Source organism: Solwaraspora sp. WMMA2101, from assembly GCF_049179175.1.
Lineage (GTDB): Bacteria > Actinomycetota > Actinomycetes > Mycobacteriales > Micromonosporaceae > Micromonospora_E.
Window position 1 is genome coordinate 6,641,391 of the sequence record NZ_JBMHMA010000006.1, and the last position, 18,690, is coordinate 6,660,080.

18 protein-coding genes and 1 tRNA gene are annotated in these 18,690 nt (G+C 70.2%); 13 read left to right on the forward strand and 6 right to left on the reverse strand.

Going from position 1 to position 18,690, the window contains the following annotated elements; genetic code table 11:
• The 5 genes from ACN28F_RS31120 to ACN28F_RS31140 all read left to right on the forward strand — a co-directional run bounded on the left by ACN28F_RS31120 (position 1) and on the right by ACN28F_RS31140 (position 3,840).
• Entirely contained in the window at positions 1 to 774 is a 774-nt protein-coding gene (locus ACN28F_RS31120) for a (Fe-S)-binding protein (protein ID WP_289206006.1), read from the forward strand.
• Positions 771 to 2,201, forward strand: a complete 1,431-nt coding sequence (locus ACN28F_RS31125; RefSeq protein WP_421361045.1) for a LutB/LldF family L-lactate oxidation iron-sulfur protein — start codon at positions 771 to 773, stop codon at positions 2,199 to 2,201. The genes ACN28F_RS31120 and ACN28F_RS31125 overlap by 4 nt, the downstream gene beginning before the upstream one ends.
• Positions 2,183 to 2,797, forward strand: a complete 615-nt coding sequence (locus tag ACN28F_RS31130; RefSeq protein ID WP_289206008.1) for a LutC/YkgG family protein — start codon at positions 2,183 to 2,185, stop codon at positions 2,795 to 2,797. The genes ACN28F_RS31125 and ACN28F_RS31130 overlap by 19 nt, the downstream gene beginning before the upstream one ends.
• Positions 2,798 to 2,934: 137 nt before the next feature.
• Positions 2,935 to 3,135 (forward strand): hypothetical protein, encoded by a 201-nt coding sequence (locus ACN28F_RS31135; RefSeq protein ID WP_421361047.1) that lies wholly within the window; start codon positions 2,935 to 2,937, stop codon positions 3,133 to 3,135.
• A 504-nt stretch (positions 3,136 to 3,639) separates the two neighbouring features.
• Complete coding sequence (locus tag ACN28F_RS31140; RefSeq protein ID WP_289206010.1) at positions 3,640 to 3,840, forward strand: hypothetical protein; 201 nt, start codon at positions 3,640 to 3,642, stop codon at positions 3,838 to 3,840.
• Positions 3,841 to 4,066: 226 nt separating this feature from the next.
• Here the strand turns inward: ACN28F_RS31140 and ACN28F_RS31145 are convergent.
• Together ACN28F_RS31145 and ACN28F_RS31150 are read right to left on the reverse strand one after the other, a co-directional pair.
• Positions 4,067 to 4,150 (reverse strand) — tRNA-Leu (locus tag ACN28F_RS31145).
• A 145-nt stretch (positions 4,151 to 4,295) separates the two neighbouring features.
• Entirely contained in the window at positions 4,296 to 5,483 is a 1,188-nt protein-coding gene (locus tag ACN28F_RS31150; RefSeq protein WP_289206011.1) for a monooxygenase, read from the reverse strand.
• A gap of 326 nt (positions 5,484 to 5,809) precedes the next feature.
• Between ACN28F_RS31150 and ACN28F_RS31155 the strand changes: the two genes are divergently transcribed.
• Positions 5,810 to 8,242 carry a phosphoketolase family protein gene (locus ACN28F_RS31155; RefSeq protein WP_421361049.1) on the forward strand — a complete coding sequence of 811 codons (2,433 nt, stop codon included), beginning with the start codon at positions 5,810 to 5,812 and terminating at the stop codon, positions 8,240 to 8,242.
• A 51-nt stretch (positions 8,243 to 8,293) separates the two neighbouring features.
• On the opposite strand, the gene ACN28F_RS31160 is transcribed toward ACN28F_RS31155, so the two are convergent.
• On the reverse strand, positions 8,294 to 10,651 hold the full coding sequence (locus ACN28F_RS31160) for a hypothetical protein (protein ID WP_289206013.1): 2,358 nt from the start codon (positions 10,649 to 10,651) through the stop codon (positions 8,294 to 8,296).
• Positions 10,648 to 11,535, reverse strand: coding sequence for a 5'-methylthioadenosine/S-adenosylhomocysteine nucleosidase (locus tag ACN28F_RS31165; protein WP_289206014.1), 888 nt, complete (start codon positions 11,533 to 11,535; stop codon positions 10,648 to 10,650). The genes ACN28F_RS31160 and ACN28F_RS31165 overlap by 4 nt, the downstream gene beginning before the upstream one ends.
• A gap of 196 nt (positions 11,536 to 11,731) precedes the next feature.
• On the opposite strand from ACN28F_RS31165, the gene ACN28F_RS31170 reads away from it, so the two are divergent.
• The 4 genes from ACN28F_RS31170 (at position 11,732) to ACN28F_RS31185 (ending at position 14,687) form a co-directional block, all read left to right on the forward strand.
• Complete coding sequence (locus ACN28F_RS31170; protein WP_289206015.1) at positions 11,732 to 12,454, forward strand: NUDIX hydrolase; 723 nt, start codon at positions 11,732 to 11,734, stop codon at positions 12,452 to 12,454.
• A 55-nt stretch (positions 12,455 to 12,509) separates the two neighbouring features.
• Positions 12,510 to 13,040 (forward strand): hypothetical protein, encoded by a 531-nt coding sequence (locus tag ACN28F_RS31175; protein WP_289206016.1) that lies wholly within the window; start codon positions 12,510 to 12,512, stop codon positions 13,038 to 13,040.
• Between the two features lie 154 nt (positions 13,041 to 13,194).
• A complete protein-coding gene (locus tag ACN28F_RS31180; RefSeq protein ID WP_421361052.1) occupies positions 13,195 to 13,512 on the forward strand; it encodes an antibiotic biosynthesis monooxygenase family protein in 318 nt (105 codons plus the stop codon).
• 68 nt (positions 13,513 to 13,580) lie between these two features.
• A complete protein-coding gene (locus ACN28F_RS31185) occupies positions 13,581 to 14,687 on the forward strand; it encodes a potassium channel family protein (protein ID WP_421361054.1) in 1,107 nt (368 codons plus the stop codon).
• On the opposite strand, the gene ACN28F_RS31190 is transcribed toward ACN28F_RS31185, so the two are convergent.
• Together ACN28F_RS31190 and ACN28F_RS31195 are read right to left on the reverse strand one after the other, a co-directional pair.
• Positions 14,677 to 14,892 (reverse strand): hypothetical protein, encoded by a 216-nt coding sequence (locus ACN28F_RS31190; RefSeq protein WP_289206019.1) that lies wholly within the window; start codon positions 14,890 to 14,892, stop codon positions 14,677 to 14,679. The two genes, ACN28F_RS31185 and ACN28F_RS31190, sit on opposite strands and share 11 nt — an antisense overlap.
• Before the next feature lie 2 nt (positions 14,893 to 14,894).
• Positions 14,895 to 15,968, reverse strand: coding sequence for a LacI family DNA-binding transcriptional regulator (locus ACN28F_RS31195; RefSeq protein ID WP_421361055.1), 1,074 nt, complete (start codon positions 15,966 to 15,968; stop codon positions 14,895 to 14,897).
• Between the two features lie 148 nt (positions 15,969 to 16,116).
• On the opposite strand from ACN28F_RS31195, the gene ACN28F_RS31200 reads away from it, so the two are divergent.
• From ACN28F_RS31200 to ACN28F_RS31210, 3 genes are all read left to right on the forward strand, one after another.
• The gene (locus ACN28F_RS31200; protein WP_421361056.1) at positions 16,117 to 17,262 is read left to right on the forward strand and encodes a mechanosensitive ion channel family protein; all 1,146 of its coding nucleotides are present in this window, start codon (positions 16,117 to 16,119) and stop codon (positions 17,260 to 17,262) included.
• A gap of 220 nt (positions 17,263 to 17,482) precedes the next feature.
• Positions 17,483 to 18,100 carry a CHRD domain-containing protein gene (locus tag ACN28F_RS31205; RefSeq protein WP_421361058.1) on the forward strand — a complete coding sequence of 206 codons (618 nt, stop codon included), beginning with the start codon at positions 17,483 to 17,485 and terminating at the stop codon, positions 18,098 to 18,100.
• A complete protein-coding gene (locus ACN28F_RS31210) occupies positions 18,085 to 18,681 on the forward strand; it encodes a copper resistance CopC family protein (RefSeq protein WP_289206023.1) in 597 nt (198 codons plus the stop codon). The genes ACN28F_RS31205 and ACN28F_RS31210 overlap by 16 nt, the downstream gene beginning before the upstream one ends.
• The last annotated feature ends 9 nt before the right edge of the window (positions 18,682 to 18,690 follow it).

An 18,690-nucleotide genomic window follows, 5' to 3' on the forward strand; every position in this document is an offset into this window, starting at 1 on the left:
GTGCGGATCGCGTTGTTCGTGACGTGCCTGGCGGACACCATGTTCCCGGCGGCGGCGAAGGCGACGGTGCTGTTGCTGGAGCGGCTGGGCCACGAGGTGGTGTTCCCGCCGGGACAGACGTGTTGCGGGCAGATGCACGTCAACACCGGCTACCAGGCGCAGGCGGTGCCGCTGGTGCGCCGGCACGTGCGCGTCTTCGACCCGTACGACGTGGTCGTCGCGCCGTCGGGATCGTGTGTGGGGTCGGTGCGCCACCAGCACGCGATGGTGGCCCGGCAGGCCGGTGACGTCCGGTTGGCCTCCCGGGCGGAGTCGGTGGCGGCGCGCACGTACGAGCTGTCCGAGTTGCTGGTCGACGTGTTGGGGGTGACCGATGTGGGCGCGTTCTTCCCACATCGGGTGACGTATCACCCGACCTGTCACTCGCTGCGGATGCTGCGGGTGGGGGATCGGCCGGTGCGGCTGCTGCGCGAGGTACGTGGCCTCGACCTGGTGGAGTTGCCGGCGGCGGAGCAGTGTTGCGGGTTCGGGGGGACGTTCGCGGTGAAGAACGCGGACACGTCGACGGCGATGTTGGCGGACAAGATGCGTCATGTGCTGGCGACCGGTGCGGAGGTCTGTGCGGCCGGGGACTCCTCGTGCCTGATGCATATCGGCGGTGGACTGTCGCGGCTGCGTACGGGGGTGCGGACGGTGCATCTTGCGGAGATCCTGGCCTCGACCGAGCAGGGCGGTGCCTCCGACGAGCGGGGCGGGCCGGGGGTGGGGTCATGACGCGCACGTTCCTCGGCATGCCGGCGACCGCCCCGAAGGGCGTTGGGCAGCTACGCGGGGAAGAGACCTTCCCGGCTGCCGCGCGGCGGGCTCTGGCCGATGCGCAGCTGCGTCGCAATCTTGGGCACGCTACGGCGACGATCCGGGCGAAGTCGGGTGCGGTGATCGCCGAGGTGCCGGACTGGGAGGCGTTGCGGGCGGCCGGGTCGGCGATCAAGACCGACGTCATGGCTCGACTGCCGCAGCTGCTGGAGCAGTTGGAGGCGAAGGTGACGGCGGCCGGGGCAGTGGTGCACTGGGCCGCCGACGCCAACGACGCCAATCGGATCATCACCGACCTGATCCGGGCCACCGGCAGCGATCGGGTGATCAAGGTCAAGTCGATGGTGACGCAGGAGATCGGTCTGAACGACGCCCTCGAAGCAGCCGGGATCGCGCCGGTGGAGACGGACCTGGCCGAGCTGATCGTGCAGCTGGGTGAGGACCGGCCGAGCCACATTCTGGTGCCGGCGATTCACCGTAACCGGACCGAGATCCGGGAGATCTTCCTGCGGGCGATGCCGGGGGTGGATCCGGCGTTGACCGACGAGCCGGCGGCGCTGGCGGCGGCGGCTCGTCGGTTTCTGCGGCAGACCTTCCTGTCCACGCCGGTGGCGGTGTCCGGGGCGAACTTCGCCGTGGCGGAGACCGGCACCCTGGCGGTGGTGGAGTCCGAGGGCAACGGGCGGATGTGTCTGACCCTGCCGCAGACGCTGATCACCGTGATGGGTGTGGAGAAGGTGGTGCCGACCTGGCGCGACCTTGAGGTGTTCCTGCAACTGCTGCCCCGGGCCTCGACCGGGGAGCGGATGAACCCGTACACCTCGATGTGGACCGGAGTCACCCCGGGCGACGGGCCACAGGCGTTCCATCTGGTGCTCCTCGACAACGGCCGCAGCGCCGTGCTCGCCGACGAGGTCGGCCGGCAGGCGCTGCACTGCATCCGCTGCTCGGCCTGCCTGAACGTCTGCCCGGTCTACGAGCGCACCGGCGGGCACGCCTACGGGTCGGTCTACCCGGGCCCGATCGGTGCCGTGCTGTCCCCGCAGCTGACCGGGGTGGCCGACAACGCCTCCCTGCCGTACGCCTCCTCGCTCTGCGGGGCCTGCTACGACGCCTGCCCCGTGAAGATCAACATTCCGGAGCTGCTGGTGCATCTGCGTGATCAGGCGCCGCACCCGCGCGCGGAGTCGGCCGCGATGGCCGCCGCCGCGTACACCATGGACCACCCCGCCCTGTACGCGGCGGCACAGCGCGCGACGCGGCTCAGCCGGCTGGCCGGCCGGCGGGGCCGGGGCCTGCCGCCGCCGCTGTCCGGCTGGGCCGCCAGCCGTGACCTGCCCGACCCGCCCGCGCAGACGTTCCGGCAATGGTGGGCCAAGCGGTGAGCGGACGAGAGGTCATCCTCGGCCGGCTGCGCGCCGCCCTCGCCGCCACCGAACCGACCCGGGTGCAGGTGCCGCGCGACTACCCGCCTGCGGGCACGCCCGACCTCCACCGGTTGGTGGAACGGTTGACCGACTACCGGGCCCGCGTGCACCAGGTGCCCGAGACGGCGGTTGCCGACACCATCGCCGCAATCCTGCCTACCCGTGCGACCATCGTCGTACCACCGGGGCTGCCGCCGGCCTGGCTGCCTCCGACGGTGACGGCCCTGCGCGACGACGCCCTCGACAACGACGCCATCGCCGCGGCCGACGGCGTCGTCACCGCCGTCGCCGTCGCCATCGCGGACACCGGCACCGTCGTGCTCGACGGTACGCCGGACCAGGGACGCCGCGTGCTCAGTCTCCTACCGGACCTGCACATCTGCGTCGTCCGCGCTGCTCAGGTGGTGGCCGGGGTGCCGCAGGCACTCGCCCGACTCACCCCGCACCGCCCGCTGACCTGGATCAGTGGACCCTCCGCGACCAGCGACATCGAACTCAACCGGGTCGAGGGCGTACACGGCCCCCGCACCCTGCACGTCATCCTGCTGCCCTGAGCCGCTCCACGAACCGCCAGACGCCGGCGCGTACGGTCTGCACGGTCCCGCCGGGCAGCCGTACCTCGGCGGTGCGGGCCGGTTCCTCGGCCGTGCGTGTCGAGCCGCACCCGGCGTACCAGCCCATACAGGACGCCATGGCGTCCCGGGTGAGCGGCGCGCAGTACGGCGATCCGGCTGCGGCGGGCCCGGCCCTGCTGCAGATCGTCGACGCGGAGAACCCGCCGTTGCGCGTCCTGTTCGGCAGCCAGCCGGTGGGCCTGGTCAAACACCTGTACGCGCAGCGCCTGCAGACCTGGACCGACTGGGAGCACGACTCCCACGCCACGCAGGGCTGACACCACCGACTCCGAGCAGGCGCCGGCTCGGTCCCGGCACACCACCGGTACCTGGCGTTGGTCGGCCAGCCATGCGGCCAGGGTCGCGGCCCGCCGGTCGGGTAGGACGTCGATCGGGCGGCCGGTGTCGACGTCGACCAGGATGGTGGCGTACCCGCTGCTGCGGCTGGTGACGGTCGTACCGGCCGTGGACCCGGGTCGAACCGGCACCGCGGCGCACGCATGACGCGCGGCGTGCCCGGGACCTCGCTTAGACACTCGACCCGCCGGTGCTGCGCTCGATCCGTTCCACCACGACGCCGGCCAGGCGCGGCAGCAGTACCGCCGGGTCAGCCCAACGCGCGAGCGGCGACACCGCACTGGACGGCCGGTTACCTCGGTCAGCCTTGATCACGGAGTTTGAGCCAGATCCAACACTTGCCCCCAGTTGACGGTTGAACGATGATCGACCATGGTCGTCACACTGCGTCGAGCTGACAAGATCTACTAGGGTAGGGTGGCCGCGTGAGCCGCTGGGTCGAGTCCGTGGAACGCCGTATCGACGCCCCGGCAGCGCAGCTCTACACGCTGGTGTCCGACCCCGAACGGCACCGGGAGTTCGACGGGTCGGACGGGCTGGTCGGAGTGACCGAGGTGAGCACGTCGACGCGGCCGCTCCGGGTCGGTGACTACTTCACGATGGACATGTACGAGCGAGCCGCGTAGATCCTCAAGAAGCCGCAGGCCACCGCAGGTACGGAGAATTGAGCCCCTACACGCCGAGATCCAGACCGTGGTCGAGGCGCTCTCCGGCATCGCCAACGTCCTGCGCACCGCCGACCCCGTCGACAAGGCCCAGGTCTACCAGCAGCTCGGACTCAAGCTCACATACAAACCAGGCCTCCGCATCATCGAAGCGGAGGCCAACCCTGATGGATCATGTACTAGTTTGTGTCCGAGGGGGGACTTGAACCCCCACGCCCTATACGGGCACTAGCACCTCAAGCTAGCGCGTCTGCCATTCCGCCACCCGGACCTGTCCGCACCACTCTACCGCTCCGGCTGTGGTGTCAGCACCATCGGCCGGCGGCAGAGGGCCGCACGGGGCATGACTGTACACGAGCGGATTCGATCATGCATAACCGCGCACCGGTCACCCCGGGTGCGGCATTCGTCACCTGTCAGGCCGGTGACCAGATGACCAGACCGAGGCACATCTCGTCGCTGGTCCCATCACCCCAGAGCACGTACCGGGCGGGCTGGTCGCGCAGTTGCGGCAGCCGGGCCCGCAGCGTGGCGTCGTGGGTGCAGGTCACCCGGTAGGTGTCGCCGGGGGAGACCGTCACCGGCTCCTCCAGCGGAACGATCGCCTGGTGGTCGAAGTCGTAGTTCGGTACGCCGAGCAGCGTCCGGGCCCGGTCGGTGCCCGGGTTCAGCTCGACGGTGATCGACCGCCCCAGCAGGTGCATGTGTCCGCCGAGGCCGTACACCGTGCCAGGATGACGTACCTGATGGTCGCAGCTGCCGGTGTCACCCGCCCTCGGTGCCTGGCCGGCGTTGCACCACGTGACCAGCTGCTCGGCGAACCCGCCGACCTCGGGTCCGAACCGCCGCTTCACGTCCGCCAGCGCAGCGGCCCGGTCGCACAGTGCGCCGGACTCGCCCGGCGCGCACGGCAGCTCTACCGGTGCCGGCAGCAGCTCCGTCTCCAGCGGCCGGATGCCGTCGACGTCGTCGACGATGCGCATCCGGATCCCCGACTGGTCCGCTGCCTGCGGCTGTCCGTCGCTGGCGAGCAGGTTGTAGTGGATCTGCATGACCAGCTGGCTGCCGGCCGGCATCAGGTAGCCCAGGTCGGCGTCGAACAACGTCTCGTCGGTGCCGGGCGCCCAGGAGGCGACCCAGGCGGGGTTGCCGCCGATGCCGGCGTCGCCGAAGCAGGTCCAGCCGGCTCCGGGCGACCGGTCGTCCGCCGCGCGGGCCGAGCCGACCTCTGCCGGTGACACCCGGAAGAAGATCGCGTGGTGGACGATGTCGAGATTGTCGGGCAGGAACTGGCTGCCGGTCAGCGCGACGTCTCCGGTCAGCCGCGGGTCGATGAGGAAGCAGCGGTACTCGTCGGTGCCGACGCCGCCGGGGGCGGCCGGGGTGTAGGCCTGCGGCATGGCGAGTTCGACGAACCGTTCGCCGTCGCGCAACGGCGCCGGGGACGGTACGGCGACTCCGGAGTGCCGATGGTCGGGTGCCTGCTCCTGGCCCGCCGTCGCGGCCCCGGCCGGTTCCCGGTCGGCGGTGCCGCCCGTACCCGCGCAGGCGCTCGCCAGGGCCGCGACGACAGCGACCGCCGCGATCCGTGCGAACCCGCTCACCCGCCGTGCTCTCCGCCGCATGTCCATCCCCCGATCTGTACGCCGAGTCGGGGTCGCCCCCGTGCCCGCTCATGCGGACCCTTCGATGGTCCACCGGGTCAGCGCGGACCAGCATCAGGGAAATACCCGGACAATGATGATCAATATCGTGAACTGCGGGCCGTGCCGGCGGAGCCGACCGCGACCAGCTGTCTAGGGACCGACGGCGACCACCTGTCAAGGGGCGCAGTTCCCCAACTCTTCAGGTACTGGAGCCGCGAAAGATCACGCTCCGCGCCACTACGATCGAATCCGACGGTGTTACCCGACGAGGGAGGAATCCACTCGTGACTGCCCTGACCGAACCGCGCACGCACGCCGTACCGGACGAGGAACTGCTGCGGGTCCTCGCCGCGCCCGACGACGTCGAGCTGGCGCAGCTGGACGCGTGGTGGCGGGCCAACAACTACCTGACCGTGGGGCAGATCTACCTGCGCGGCAACCCGCTGCTGCGTGAGCCGCTGACGGCCGACCACATCAAGCCGCGGTTGCTGGGCCACTGGGGCACCAGCCCCGGCCTGTCGCTGATCTACGCCCACGTGTCCCGGCTGATCCGGCACACCGGGCAGCAGACGATCTACCTCACCGGCCCCGGTCACGGCGGCCCGGCGCTGGTCGCCGCCGGCTACCTCGAGGGCACGTACTCCGAGATCTACCCGGACGTCACCCTGGACGAGCCCGGCATGCTGCGGCTGTTCCGGCAGTTCTCCAGCCCGGGCGGCATCCCCAGCCACGTCTCCGTGACCACGCCCGGTTCGATCCACGAGGGCGGCGAGCTCGGCTACGTGCTGGTGCACGCCTTCGGTGCGGTGATGGACAACCCCGACCTGCTGGCGATCGCCGTGGTCGGTGACGGCGAGGCCGAGACCGGGCCGCTGGAGGGCTCCTGGAAGGGCGTGTCGTTCATCAACCCCGCCCACGACGGCGCCGTACTGCCGATTCTGCACCTCAACGGCGCGAAGATCGCCGGTCCGACGGTGCTGGCCCGCAAGGAGCGCGGCGAGGTCCGTTCGCTGCTGGAAGGCCACGGGTACGAGGTCATCGAGGTCGAAGGTGACGACCTGCCCGGGATGCACTTCCGGTTCGCAGCCGCCCTCGCTGACGCCTGGGGCAAGATCCGGGCGATCCAGTCGGCGGCCCGTTCCGGCGACTGGGACGGCTCCCGCCCCCGCTGGCCGCTGATCATCCTGCGGTCGCCGAAGGGCTGGACCGGCCCGGAACAGGTCGACGGCATCACGGTCACCGGCACCTGGCGCTCCCACCAGGTGCCGCTGTCCGGTGTCCGCGACAACGCCGACCACCTGGCGATCCTGGAGACGTGGCTGCGTTCGTACCGGCCGGAGGAGCTGTTCGACGCCGACGGCGCGCCGACGCCGGTGGTCACCGGCGTCAACCCCGACGGCGACCTGCGGATGAGCGCCAGCCCGCACGCCAACGGCGGCCTGCTGACCCGCGACCTGGACATGCCCGACTTCCGTGGGTACGCCGTCGACGTGCCGCAGCCGGCGCAGCTACGCGCCGAGTCGACCCGCAAACTCGGCGAGCTGATGCGCGACATCTACACCCGCAACCCGGACCGGTTCCGGCTGTTCTGCCCGGACGAGACCAACAGCAACCGGCTCGGCGCGGTCTTCGAGGTCTCCGACCGGTGCTTCATGGAGCAGGTCTACCCGGAGGACACCGCGATCAGCCGCAACGGTCGGGTCATGGAGGTGCTCTCCGAGCACAACTGCCACGGCTGGCTGGAGGGCTACAACCTGACCGGCCGGTACGGCATGTTCGCCACCTACGAGGCGTTCGCCATGGTCAGCGCGTCGCAGACGGTGCAGCACGGCAAGTGGCTGCAGGAGGCGGCGCACTTGCCGTGGCGGGCGAAGGTGCCGAGCCTGAACATCCTGCTGACCTCGACCGCCTGGCGTAACGACCACAACGGCTTCTCCCACCAGGGGCCCGGCCTGATCCAGGTGGTGCTCAACCAGCGGGGCACCGTGTCGCGGGTCTACCTGCCGCCGGACGCCAACTGCCTGCTGTCGGTCGCCGACCACTGCCTGCGGTCGAAGTCGTACGTCAACCTGATCGTCATCGACAAGCAGCCGCAGCTGCAGTGGCTGACGATGGACCAGGCGATCGAGCACTGCGCCAAGGGCGCCGACATCTGGTCGTGGGCCGGCACCGACGACGGCGCGTCCGATCCCGACATCGTGCTCGCCTGCGCCGGTGACGTGGTCACCATGGAGACGGTGGCCGCCGCGCAGATCCTGCGCGAACGCCTGCCCGGCCTGAAGGTACGGGTGGTCAACGTCGTCAACCTGATGACGCTGCCCCGGCCGAAGGACCACCCGCACGGGATGAGCGAAACGATGTTCACCGAGCTGTTCACCGACTCGGTCGACGTGGTGTTCGCCTTCCACGGCTACCCGGGCGCGATCCACCAGCTGGTGCACGGCCGCCCGGACGCTGACCGGTTCCGGGTCCGCGGCTTCATCGAGCAGGGCACCACGACCACCCCGTTCGACATGACGGTGCGCAACCGGGCGTCGCGTTACCACCTGGTGATGGACGCGATCAACAACGCCCGGCGGCTGCCGCGCGGTGCCGCCGACCTGAAGGCCTGGTGCGAGGCGAAGCTCGCCGAGCACGAGGCGTACGTGGTGGAGCACCTGGAGGACATGCCCGAGGTGCGGGACTGGTCGCTGGGCGACTGGGCCAAGCAGGGCTGATGAGCGCTTTGCCGGTCGACCGCTGCACGGTCGACCGGCAAGCCCTGTCAGTCACGCTGCGGTTGGTGGATCCTGCTCATCGGGCGCTTCCCGCCACGGCGCGGGCGTATCCACCACGGACTGATCCTGAGCGGACGCTGCCGGCAGCTCCGGCGCCTCGTTTCCGCGGTCGAGCGGCAGCGGCCAGGGGGAGGGCACATCGTCAGTGCCGAACACCCGCTTCCTCCGACGCAGTCGCTGTCTGGCGATCCACTCGGTGCCGTCGACGACCACGGAGGTGAGAATGTGCGCGGCGAGCTTGACCCCGGTGGTCTCGAGCGCGCGCTGGGAGGCCATGTGTTTCGGCTCCGACCCGTCCTGCAGGTCGTCGAAGCTGTCCAGCTCGATTTCTATCCGACTTCCGGAGCGCAGGTGGATTTCGAACTTCCAGTAGAGGATGTAGGACGCGGAGCGCGTGGACGGCAGCGCGACCTCGGTCAGGAGTCCGGCGTGACCGGTACCGGCCTGGCTCTCGTGACCCGGGTGTGGCTCCACTTGCGGCGCCGTCGTCTTGATACTGACCTTGGTGAGCTTGATGTCCACCGCCGCCCCGTAGGGCATGGCGTGCTCAGATTCGTCATGGAAATCCCCGGTGGTGAAGTCGAGGAGCGTCTGGAACTGTCGCAGTCCAGTGCGGGTCAACAGGAAGATCGTCAGTAGGTATCGGTCGTAGCGGATGGGACCGTACAGGGTCCGAGCGCGCCGCGCCCCGTCCCCTTTCGTCGCCATCTCGACAGCGTGAATCACCGTGTGTGGCCTCAGATCATGATCTTCCATGATGTCCGCGGTGAACGTGTCGATGTCGTCGGCCAGCCAGGAGGCCATCTCCTCGTCGGTCGGCCGGTCCGCAAGCACCGCGCACCAGCGGTCCCACTCCTTGCGCTCGCTAGCGAGACGAGTTGTCAGCCACCGCGTCACCACCCGGTGAGTCGACCGCTCGGCCAACCGTATGACGACCGGACGCCAGAGCGTCGCGAGACCGCCGGCGGCTACCACCGCCGGGAGCAGCGAGGACGCGGACTCGATCGGAAGGAATCCAATGATCAACCCGATCCCGGCGCAGGTGAGCAGGAGGATCCCGATTCGTCCTGACGTCTTCAGGAAGGGGCGCCGGCGATACCGCCTCTCGTACCCGCGTAGCCGGTAGTTCCGCCAGAGTTCGAGGGTCCGCCGAGCATGCCATCGGATGAGCCACCGTACCCGTCCGAGCCTGACGTCTTCTTCGTCGTACTCTGCGAGAATCTCCCAGGCGAGGCTGCGCCGGAGGTCGGCGGTCACCAGGTCCCAGATCGGGTCGGGAGTCGGCGGGTCGCCGCCGAGGATCGCGTCGACCTTTGCGAGGATCGCGTCGACCTTTGCGAGGATCTTCCAGGCGAGGCTGCGCTGGAGGTCGGCGGTCACCAGGTCCCAGATCGGGTCGGGATCCTGCGCGACGTCGCCGAAGATCTCGTCGACCATCTGCTGTACCTGTTCCCGCCTTTCGGCGGACACCGCTTCCGACGGCGGTGCGGCGCGTCGCCGGAAGTAGCGCAGCAGCATCGCATCGCGGTGGCGTCGCCACCCAGCGGCGACACCGAGCAGAAGGCCGGCGACCGCACAGCCGAGGAACGCCAGCAGCACGTCACGATCGCCACTGGTGTCGATCGTGCGCGCGAGGTGGCCCAGGCCGGCCAGCACCGCCAGCGTGCCGGCGAGGAGACGGACCCGCGAGAACCACGACAGCCTCGGCAGCGGGCGACGCAGGTCCGCAGGCGGGGCGGGATCCGGTTCGAAGAACCTCCATGCCCGCTGCTCGCGGTCCGGGATCGCATCGACTCGGCGGTTCCTGGTCGTCTCGATGTGCAGGTCGAAGACGGCATCCTTGATCGGCTCCGCCAGCAACACATCCAGGAGGCGCCGATGCTTCGGTGGTAGAGCCATGTACGCCGTTGCCATGGCGGTCAGGTTGTCGTTCGTGAGTTCGTCCTCCGGCTGGTCGGCGAGGAAGACCAGCAGCAGGAGGTTGCGTAGTTTGTCGACGTCGGCCGGGTCGACGTCGGCTCCGGGGCGGGTGATCACCCGACTGGAGGTGTCGAGCGCCTGTCGGTGCCGGTCGTTGAGCTCGCTGAGGAGCCGATCGCTGAGCGAGGCCACGAGATAGTGGTAGAGAACATCCGGACGCTCGCCGAGTGGTGACTTGACCACCTCGGTCAGCAGCTCCTCGGCGAACCGCGCCATTCCGCCTTCGAGCCGCCGTACCGCGACCTCGTACTTCTTCTCGGGTGTCGCATCCTCGGCGGCGTAGTAGATCTTGACGTCACCGAGGATGGTGCCGTTCTGTCCGACGATGGGGGAGTTGGGGCCGGAGGTGCTGGCATGGTTCTCGCTCACGACTCCTCCGCTCCGTAGCTGAAGGTCACGCCACCTTGGATGGTCCCGCCCTGCCCGACGACCGGAGAGTTCCGCCCTGTGGTGCGCGCGACGTTTCGTCGATCTCCACCGTCGGCGGTTGAAGCGACTGGCGGATCGTCCGCCGCACGATCACCTGGGTCCAATCTCGCGGCGAGTGTCAAAGCGAACATCGCGGCGTGCGCGGCCGCGACTGGTTGCCATCCTTCGGCGTCCGTTCGGTCCTTGCCGCTTGCATGGTCGCTGATGCCGCGAATGGTCGCGGTCGGTACCGCCCGGTTCACGTGACCGGCGTGAGCTACCCCCGCGCTCTCCATGTCGACCGCGACCGCGTCGGCGTAGTGCCGGTGCAGAAGATCGGCCTCGGGCACGTCTTGGCCGTTCACCACCACCTCGCCGGCGGCGATGGGTTCGAAGTGGACCCGGGCGCGGTGTTGCTGATCGGTGTTCCACCGGCCTTCGTTGGCGAGGTGTCGAGCGGCCTGGTCGATCTCGTGCGGGATGGGCCAGGCCTGGGGGTAGCTGCGGAATCCCGTCTCCTCGCTGCGTCCAGCGTGGTAGCCGTACACCTTGGTGGCGACCACGACGTCGCCGAGTGCGAGCCAGTCGCGCAGGCCGCCCGCCACCCCGACGAACAGGACGGCAGCGGGCTTGTAGTGGTTGATGGCCCGTTCGGCGATCAGGCTGGCGGCCGGGTTGCCCCGGTCCGCGAGCGCCAGCGCGATCCGCGCGGATCGTCCGGGCGCGTCACCGACGGTGCCCACCTCGAAGTGGGTGCCGGCCGGATGGAGTTCGGTCTTGAGGTTCCGCAGCCGCTTCCGTACCTCTTGACGCTCCACTTCGAGCGCCACCAGGACGACGATCATCTGTTCCTCACCTGCCCTCGTCCGTGAGTCCTTGGTCGGGTCGTGTGCTGATGACGTCGATCCGCGCGCCGAGGTGGGACTGGTTCCGCCCGGTTCGGCAGGGCTGGACCACTTACCGTCAGAGTGACCATTGCAGAGTGTCAGCGTAGGTTGCGCGAGGTGCTATGGTCAAGGTGACCAAAAGGAGATGTCTGCTGTGGATAAAGCTGAGGACTGGACCATCCCGTTGGTCGCCGTGACGGTCGACCTGGCGATCTTCACTGTCCTTGAGGAACGCTTCGTGGTCCTTCTGGTGGAGCGCGGCGTCCAACCGGACGTCGGTCTCCTCGCGCTGCCCGGCGGCTTCCTGTCCACGACGGAGGAGGACCTGACTCTCGCGGCCAGCAGAGAGCTCGCCGAGGAGACCGGACTGGACCCCGCCACAGTGCACCTGGAGCAGCTGGCGACCTATGGCAGCCCCAACCGGGACCCCCGTCAGCGGGTGGTGACAGTTTGCTATCTCGCTCTGGTGCCGAGTCCGCAGTCACCTGCGGCGGGTGGCGACGCGCGCAAGGCCGGCTGGTACCCGGTGGACGAGGTCCTCGCCACGGCGGACACCCTCGCCTTCGACCACGGCACGATCCTGGCCGACGCTGTCGAGCGGGCCCGGAGCAAGCTCGAATACACCACCGTCGCCACGTCGTTCTGCGGGCCGGACTTCACCATCTCCGAGCTGCGCCGGGTTTACGAGATCGTCTGGGGACGCAAGCTCGATCCCCGCAACTTCCAACGGAAGATTCTCAACGTGCCGGACTTCGTCGAGGCAACTGGTGAAAAGGTCCTCCGCAACGGTGGCCGGCCGGCAGCACTCTACCGACCCGGACCTGCGCAGCTCATTCAGCTGCCGATCCTGCGTACGCGCGCCGAGCTGCACACCTGATCATGCGGATCGGTGTGCGACCGAAGTTGGACCCGACTCCCGCGAGGAGGACCGAATGTCCGTCGAACCGGCGAATGACCTGTTCCTGATCGAGTACGAGCAACTCAAGGCCGAGCAGCGCGCGAGAATCGGCCTCCGGGACAACCTGATCTACGTGACCCTCGCCGCTTACGCCGCCATAGCGGCGGCGGCGCTGACCGTCAAGGGCCAGGCCCATCTGCTGCTCGTCGTACCGTTCGCCGCGACGCTGCTGGGCTGGACGCACCTGGCCAACGACGAGAAGATCTCGTCGTTGGGCAGGTACGTCAGGTCTCATCTGGCACCGAGGCTGGAATCGTTGCGGCCGGACGCCACCCCGGTGTTCGCCTGGGAGGCCGAACATCGTACGGGGCGTGGCAGAACGACGCGAAAGCTCCTTCAGCTCGCCGTCGACCTGGCGACTTTCAACCTCCCCGCCCTTGTCACCCTGGCCATCTACTGGGCCGACCGGCCGCTCCACGGTCCGCTGCTCGCGTTGTCGGTGGTGGAACTCGTCGCGACGGTCGTGCTTGCCTGGCAACGGATCACTCAGGCTGATCTGCGATGACCTGCCCGCCGTACCACGTCACGCCGAACTCCCCACCCACCACGTCGCGCCGATCGGTGCCCGGCCGGGCGACGGCGCACCGGCGAAGGCCGCGCATCCCGCGCATCCCGCGACGGGATCGAGGTCACCGGCGCCGGCGGATAGGCTGACCGGCATGGCAGTCGTGAAGATCAACGCGATCGAGGTGCCGGCCGGGGCCGGCGAGGAGTTGGAGCGGCGGTTCGCCGCCCGCCTGGGTGCGGTGGAGAACTCCCCGGGTTTCCTCGGCTTCGAGTTGCTGCGCCCGGTCGCCGGCGAGGGACGGTACTTCGTCTACACCCGGTGGGAGAGTGAAGAGGCGTACCAGGCGTGGGCGAGCGGGCCGGCCCGGCAGGCGCACGCCGGCGGTGACGGCGACAAGCCCCGGCCCTCGGTGGCGACCGGCGCGAGCCTGCTGGAGTTCGAGGTGGTCCAGTCGGTCTCCCGCGCCTGACCGATCCTCCGTCGCGCCGGTGTCACAGCCGGGTCTGAACCGCTCGCCGACCGGGTATGCCGGGCAGCATGACCTGGCTCAGCGTCCTCACCGGCACCGTCCTGATCACCGTCGTGCTGGTGGACGTGTGGTTGACGATCCTGCACCCGGACGCCGAGGGTCCGCTGGCCGGCGCGGTCCGCCGGCTGGTGTGGCGGGTGTCGTCGCTGGTCGGCGGGCGCGGTGACACCCCTCGCCGTACGCCGTTGGTGTGGGCCGGCCCGCTGCTGGTCACCGGCACCTTCCTGGCCTGGATCGGGCCGCTGGTGTTCGGCGTCGCACTGCTGGTCTGGCCCTACCTCGACGGCTACCACCGGGTGGTCGGCTACGGACCGGCCGGCTTCGTGGACGCCCTGTACTTCGCCGCCGGCACCCTGACCGTGCTCGGCTACGGTGACCTCACCCCGGACACCCCGGCTCAGAAGCTGCTCGCGGTCGCCGTCGGCGCGCTCGGCTTCGCCCTGTTCGCGGCGTTGGCGACCTACCTGATCGAGCTGATCACCGGACTGACGGTGCGCAACGGCTTCGCGCTCGCCGTACACGACCAGGTGCGGGGCACCGACGGCGCCGGGTTGATCGCGCGCAGCCTGACCGAGGAGGGGATCGAGGCGACCCGGCAGCGGTGCGCGGCGTGGGCGGAGAGCCTACGGGCGCTCGACGACACGGTCCGCCGCTATCCGCTGGTGGCGTTGACCTACCGGCCGCGCCGGCCGGACTACGACATCGAACCCGCCCTGGAACACCTCACCGAGGCGACGGTCGCCGCGTTGCTGGCGGCACGACGCGGACCGTGGCAGGGGCTGGGTCAGCGCGCCGAGGAGTTGGCGTACGCCCTCCTGCGCACCCAGGACACGATCGCCCGCCGGTATCTGAGCCGACGGCTGCCCGATACCGGCCCGACCGACACCGACACCGACGACGAGGTCGGCCGGCTGCTGGGGCAGCTGCACTGCCGGCTCGCCGAAGCGCTGGGGGAGCGTTTCGGCGAGCCGTTGTCCGACGACGACCGCCTCGCCGCCGACGTGCTGTCGCGCTCCACGGTCTTCCTGGACGGCCTGCGTAATTGGTCGGCTCCCGGGGTGAAACCGCACTCCGTCGGCGCCCGGCCGGCCACCGACCGGGTGGTCAACCGGTGACGCAGGTGTCCACCGGGGCTCGGCGCGGTTCGAGGCGGTTCGCGATGGCGTGCAGCCCGGCGGCGGCACCCGCCCGTAGCCGGGTGGTCACCTCGGCGGGGGAGCGGCGCGGCGGGTCGGGCCGCACCGGGGCGTCGGGGCGGGCCGAGTTCACATGGTGGGCCATGGCGGACAGGGCGGTGCTGTAGCCGGCGGGCATCTCCATGGTCAACTCCTCGGTGCGGGGCCGGTACTCGGCCGGGCGATCATTTCGGTGGGCAGCACGACCTGCCGGCGGCGGCCGTCGGCCGGCGGGTCGAGCAGCAGTTCGGCGGCGATCCGCCCCTTGTCCTCGGCGGGTTGCCGGATCGTGGTCAGTCCGGCTGCGGCGGCCTGGTCGATGTCGTCGAATCCGGTGACCGAGACGTCGACCCCGGCCCGCAGACCGCGTGCGGCGAGGGCGTCGAGCACACCGAGGGCGAGCACGTCGGTGAGGGCGACGATCGCGGTGGGCGGTTGTGGCCGGTCGAGCAGCAGCGTGGCGGCGTGCTGTCCGTCGCGGCGGTCGTTGCCGGCGGCGGCCACGACCGCCAGGTGTGACCAGGGCACCCCGGCGGCGGTGAACGCGTCCCGGATGCCGGTGAGCCGACCCCGGGTCGAGGCGTAGTGCGCCTGCTGCGGCCCGGCGAGGTCGACCGGTGCGGTGGGTCGCGCGGTGGGGTGAACGCCGTCGGCGACGACGCCGATCCGCCGGTGTCCGTGGCCGGCGAGGTGCTCGCCGAGCCGGGTGGTGGCGGCGGCCTCGTCGATTCCGACGTGGTGTTCGGCCGGTCCGGCGCCGTCGAGTGGGCTGGTGGCGACGATCGGTAGCCCTCGGGCGCGGATCGCGGCCAGCGCCCAGTGGGTGTCGGATCCGCAGTAGACGCAGAAGCCGTCGACGGCGGCGTTGTCCAGGGCGCGTACCGCGACGTCCCGGTCGGCGGGCAGTGGGATCAGCAGCAGACTGGTGTCGCGTTGCTCGGTGGCGGCGGCCATGCCGCGGAGGAACCGCAGCGCGAACGGGTCGGTCACTGCGTAACTGAGGTTGCTGGTGAACAGCACGCCGATGGCGCCGGCGCGGCCGCGACGCAGCGACCGGGCGGTCGGATTCGGGCCGGGGTAGCCGAGCTGGCGGGCGGCGTCGAGGATCCGGTCGCGTAGCGCAGGGGAGAGCTGGTCGGGTCGGGCGTACGCGTTGGAGACGGTGCTGCGGGACACGCCGACGTACGTGGCGACGGTCTGCAGGGTGGGTCGTTCGGGCATCGTCCGGCCACCCCTTCTGTATCGATCCAGCTTCTGGATCGATACAGTAACACGCCGTACTGACCTGACGGAACCCCCGCCCGCCCACGTCGATCGATGTGATTAGCTGGCCGCTGCCCTGCCGCAGACCCGGAAGGAGATGTCGGCCGTGTCCGACGCCCTGCTCAGCATCGCGATCATCGCCGCAGCGGTGGCAGCGGCGGTCATCGCCGTCACCGTCGTCTACCGGATTCTGCGGATCGCCGGACGTCGATCGACACTGCTCACCGACATATCCCGGCGCGCCTACTGGCCCACGACCATCATCGCCGCGTTGCTCGCCGCCCGGCTCAGCATTCCCGTCGCCACCACCAACGGCTGGCACGGACCCGTCCTGCACGTCATCATGCTGGCCAGCATCGCCGCCGGTGGCTGGCTGGTCGCCACCCTGCTCGGACTCGCCGCCGACACCGCCCTGCGCCGGTTCCGTATCGACGTCAACGACAACCTCGCCGCCCGCCGCGCCCACACCCAGATCACCGTCATCCGCCGCGTCGCGTTCGCCGTCGTCGGCGTCGTCACCGTCGGCGCCATGCTGATCACCTTCCCCGGTGCCCGCGCCGCCGGCGCCAGCGTCCTGGCCTCCGCCGGCCTGGTCGGCGTCGTCGCCGCCCTCGCCGCCCAGTCCACCCTCGGCAACATGTTCGCCGGCCTGCAACTGGCCTTCGGCGACGCGTTGCGCCTCGACGACGTGGTCGTCGTCGAAGGCGAATGGGGCCGCATCGAGGAGATGACCCTCGGCTACGTCGTGGTGAAGATCTGGGACGAACGCCGCCTCATCCTGCCGTCGTCGTACTTCACCACCACGCCGTTCCAGAACTGGACCCGCACCGCCGCCTCGGTGCTCGGCACCGCTGAGATCGACGTCGACTGGAGCCTGCCGGTCGATCAGATGCGCGCCGAACTGCGCCGCATCGTCGAATCCGAGGCCGCCGCGCCGCTGTGGGACGGACGGGTCTGTGGCCTGCAGGTCACCGAGGCCACCGGCGGCACCATCCGGACCCGGGCCCTGGTCAGCGCCGCGAACAGCTCTGCCCTGTGGGACCTGCGCTGCCTGGTCCGCGAACAGCTCGTCGCCTGGGTACAGGAACAGCACCCGCAGGCGCGGCCCCGGGTCCGCGCCGAGGTCGGCGGCCACGACAGCGGTACGTCGCACCCGTCGGCCCCGCTGCAGCGGGTCAACCTGTCCGACCCCGCTGCGGTCGAGACCACGCCCGGCGTCGGCGACCAGAACTCGTCTGCGGACCACCGGTAGGAGGTACCGACCTGAACACCGGGCTGACCCGCGCTGCGCTCGACCCGACCCACCCGCTGCCGATCCGTGAGGCGCGACACGAAGTCGATCCCACGGGAACTTCCGTGCCGCGCCGCCCGACCCACCAGATGGAAGACCCGAACGGTCAGAGATGTGCCGGCAACCGGGTGGTCCCCGGAGGCCGGCCTGCCCTTGCACCCGAACAGGGAGAACACGACACGTGAACATCAACGGATCGGACCGCTGGCGGACCGCTGTCGCAGCGGTCGGCTTCACGGCGGTTGTCGTCCTCGCCGGCTGCGGCGACGACTCGTCCGGCACCACCGACGCCGCCGACACGACCCCGGAACCGTCGGCGTCGGCCTCCGCGATGGCCGACGGCATGGACTCCGACGGCATGGATGGCATGGACGGGATGATGAACGACCCGTCCGCCACCCCCGCCGACCAGATCGACGGCGCGGTGCAGGCCACGTTCGCCCTGCTCGACACCCGGCCGCCGGGCACCGACGACGCCGCCGGGACCGCGTGGCTGGCGCAGACCGACGACGGTACGACGGTCACCGTCACCATGACCGGGTTGGAGCCCGGCGCGCAGTACATGGGCCACCTGCACGCCCAGGAGTGCGCTGCGGACAACGGCGGCCCGCACTTCAAGTTCGACCCGAACGGCCCGGAGACGCCGCCCAACGAGGTCCACCTCGGCTTCACCGCCGCCATCGACGGCACCGGCACCGCGACCGTCACCAACGAGCAGCAGGTCGGCGACGCCGCCAAGTCGGTGGTCATCCACCCGATGGAAGCAATGGACAACCGCCTGGCATGCGCCGACTTCTGAGCCACGCCTTGGCCCTGACCTGCGCGGGAGCGGCGGCGATCGCACTCGCCGCTCCCGCGTGGGCACACACTGAGTTGGTCTCCGCCGCCCCTGGGCCGGGCGACGAGGTCGCTCCCGGAGTGGCGACCATCGCGTTGACCTTCGGTCCGTTGTCCGGCACCGGCGAACGCCGGATCACCGTCACCGGCCCCGACGACACCGCCGTCGCGGTGGGGGAGGCGGTCGTGGTCAACGCGAAGACCCTGTGCGCCACCGTCGACCCGCTGACCACCGGCGTGCACAGACTCGCTTACCAGGCGACGTCGGCCGACGGGCACGCGATCAGTGGCACGTTCTACTTCGAGGTCGTCGACGGCGGCACCGACAGCGCTGACCCGGCCGACTGCGCCCGCGCGGTGCTGCCAGCACCGGTCGCCGCCGGCCCAGCCGCCGACTCGGCAGGCACCGACCCGGTGGTCGCCGGATCGGAGGACCGGGGCAGTGGGTCCATGCTGGCCGGGGTCGCCGGCAGTGGACTACTCGCGCTGGTGCTCGCCGGCTGGTTGCTGCGTCGGCGGAGCCGGCGACGCCCTACCAACTGACCCCGGTCA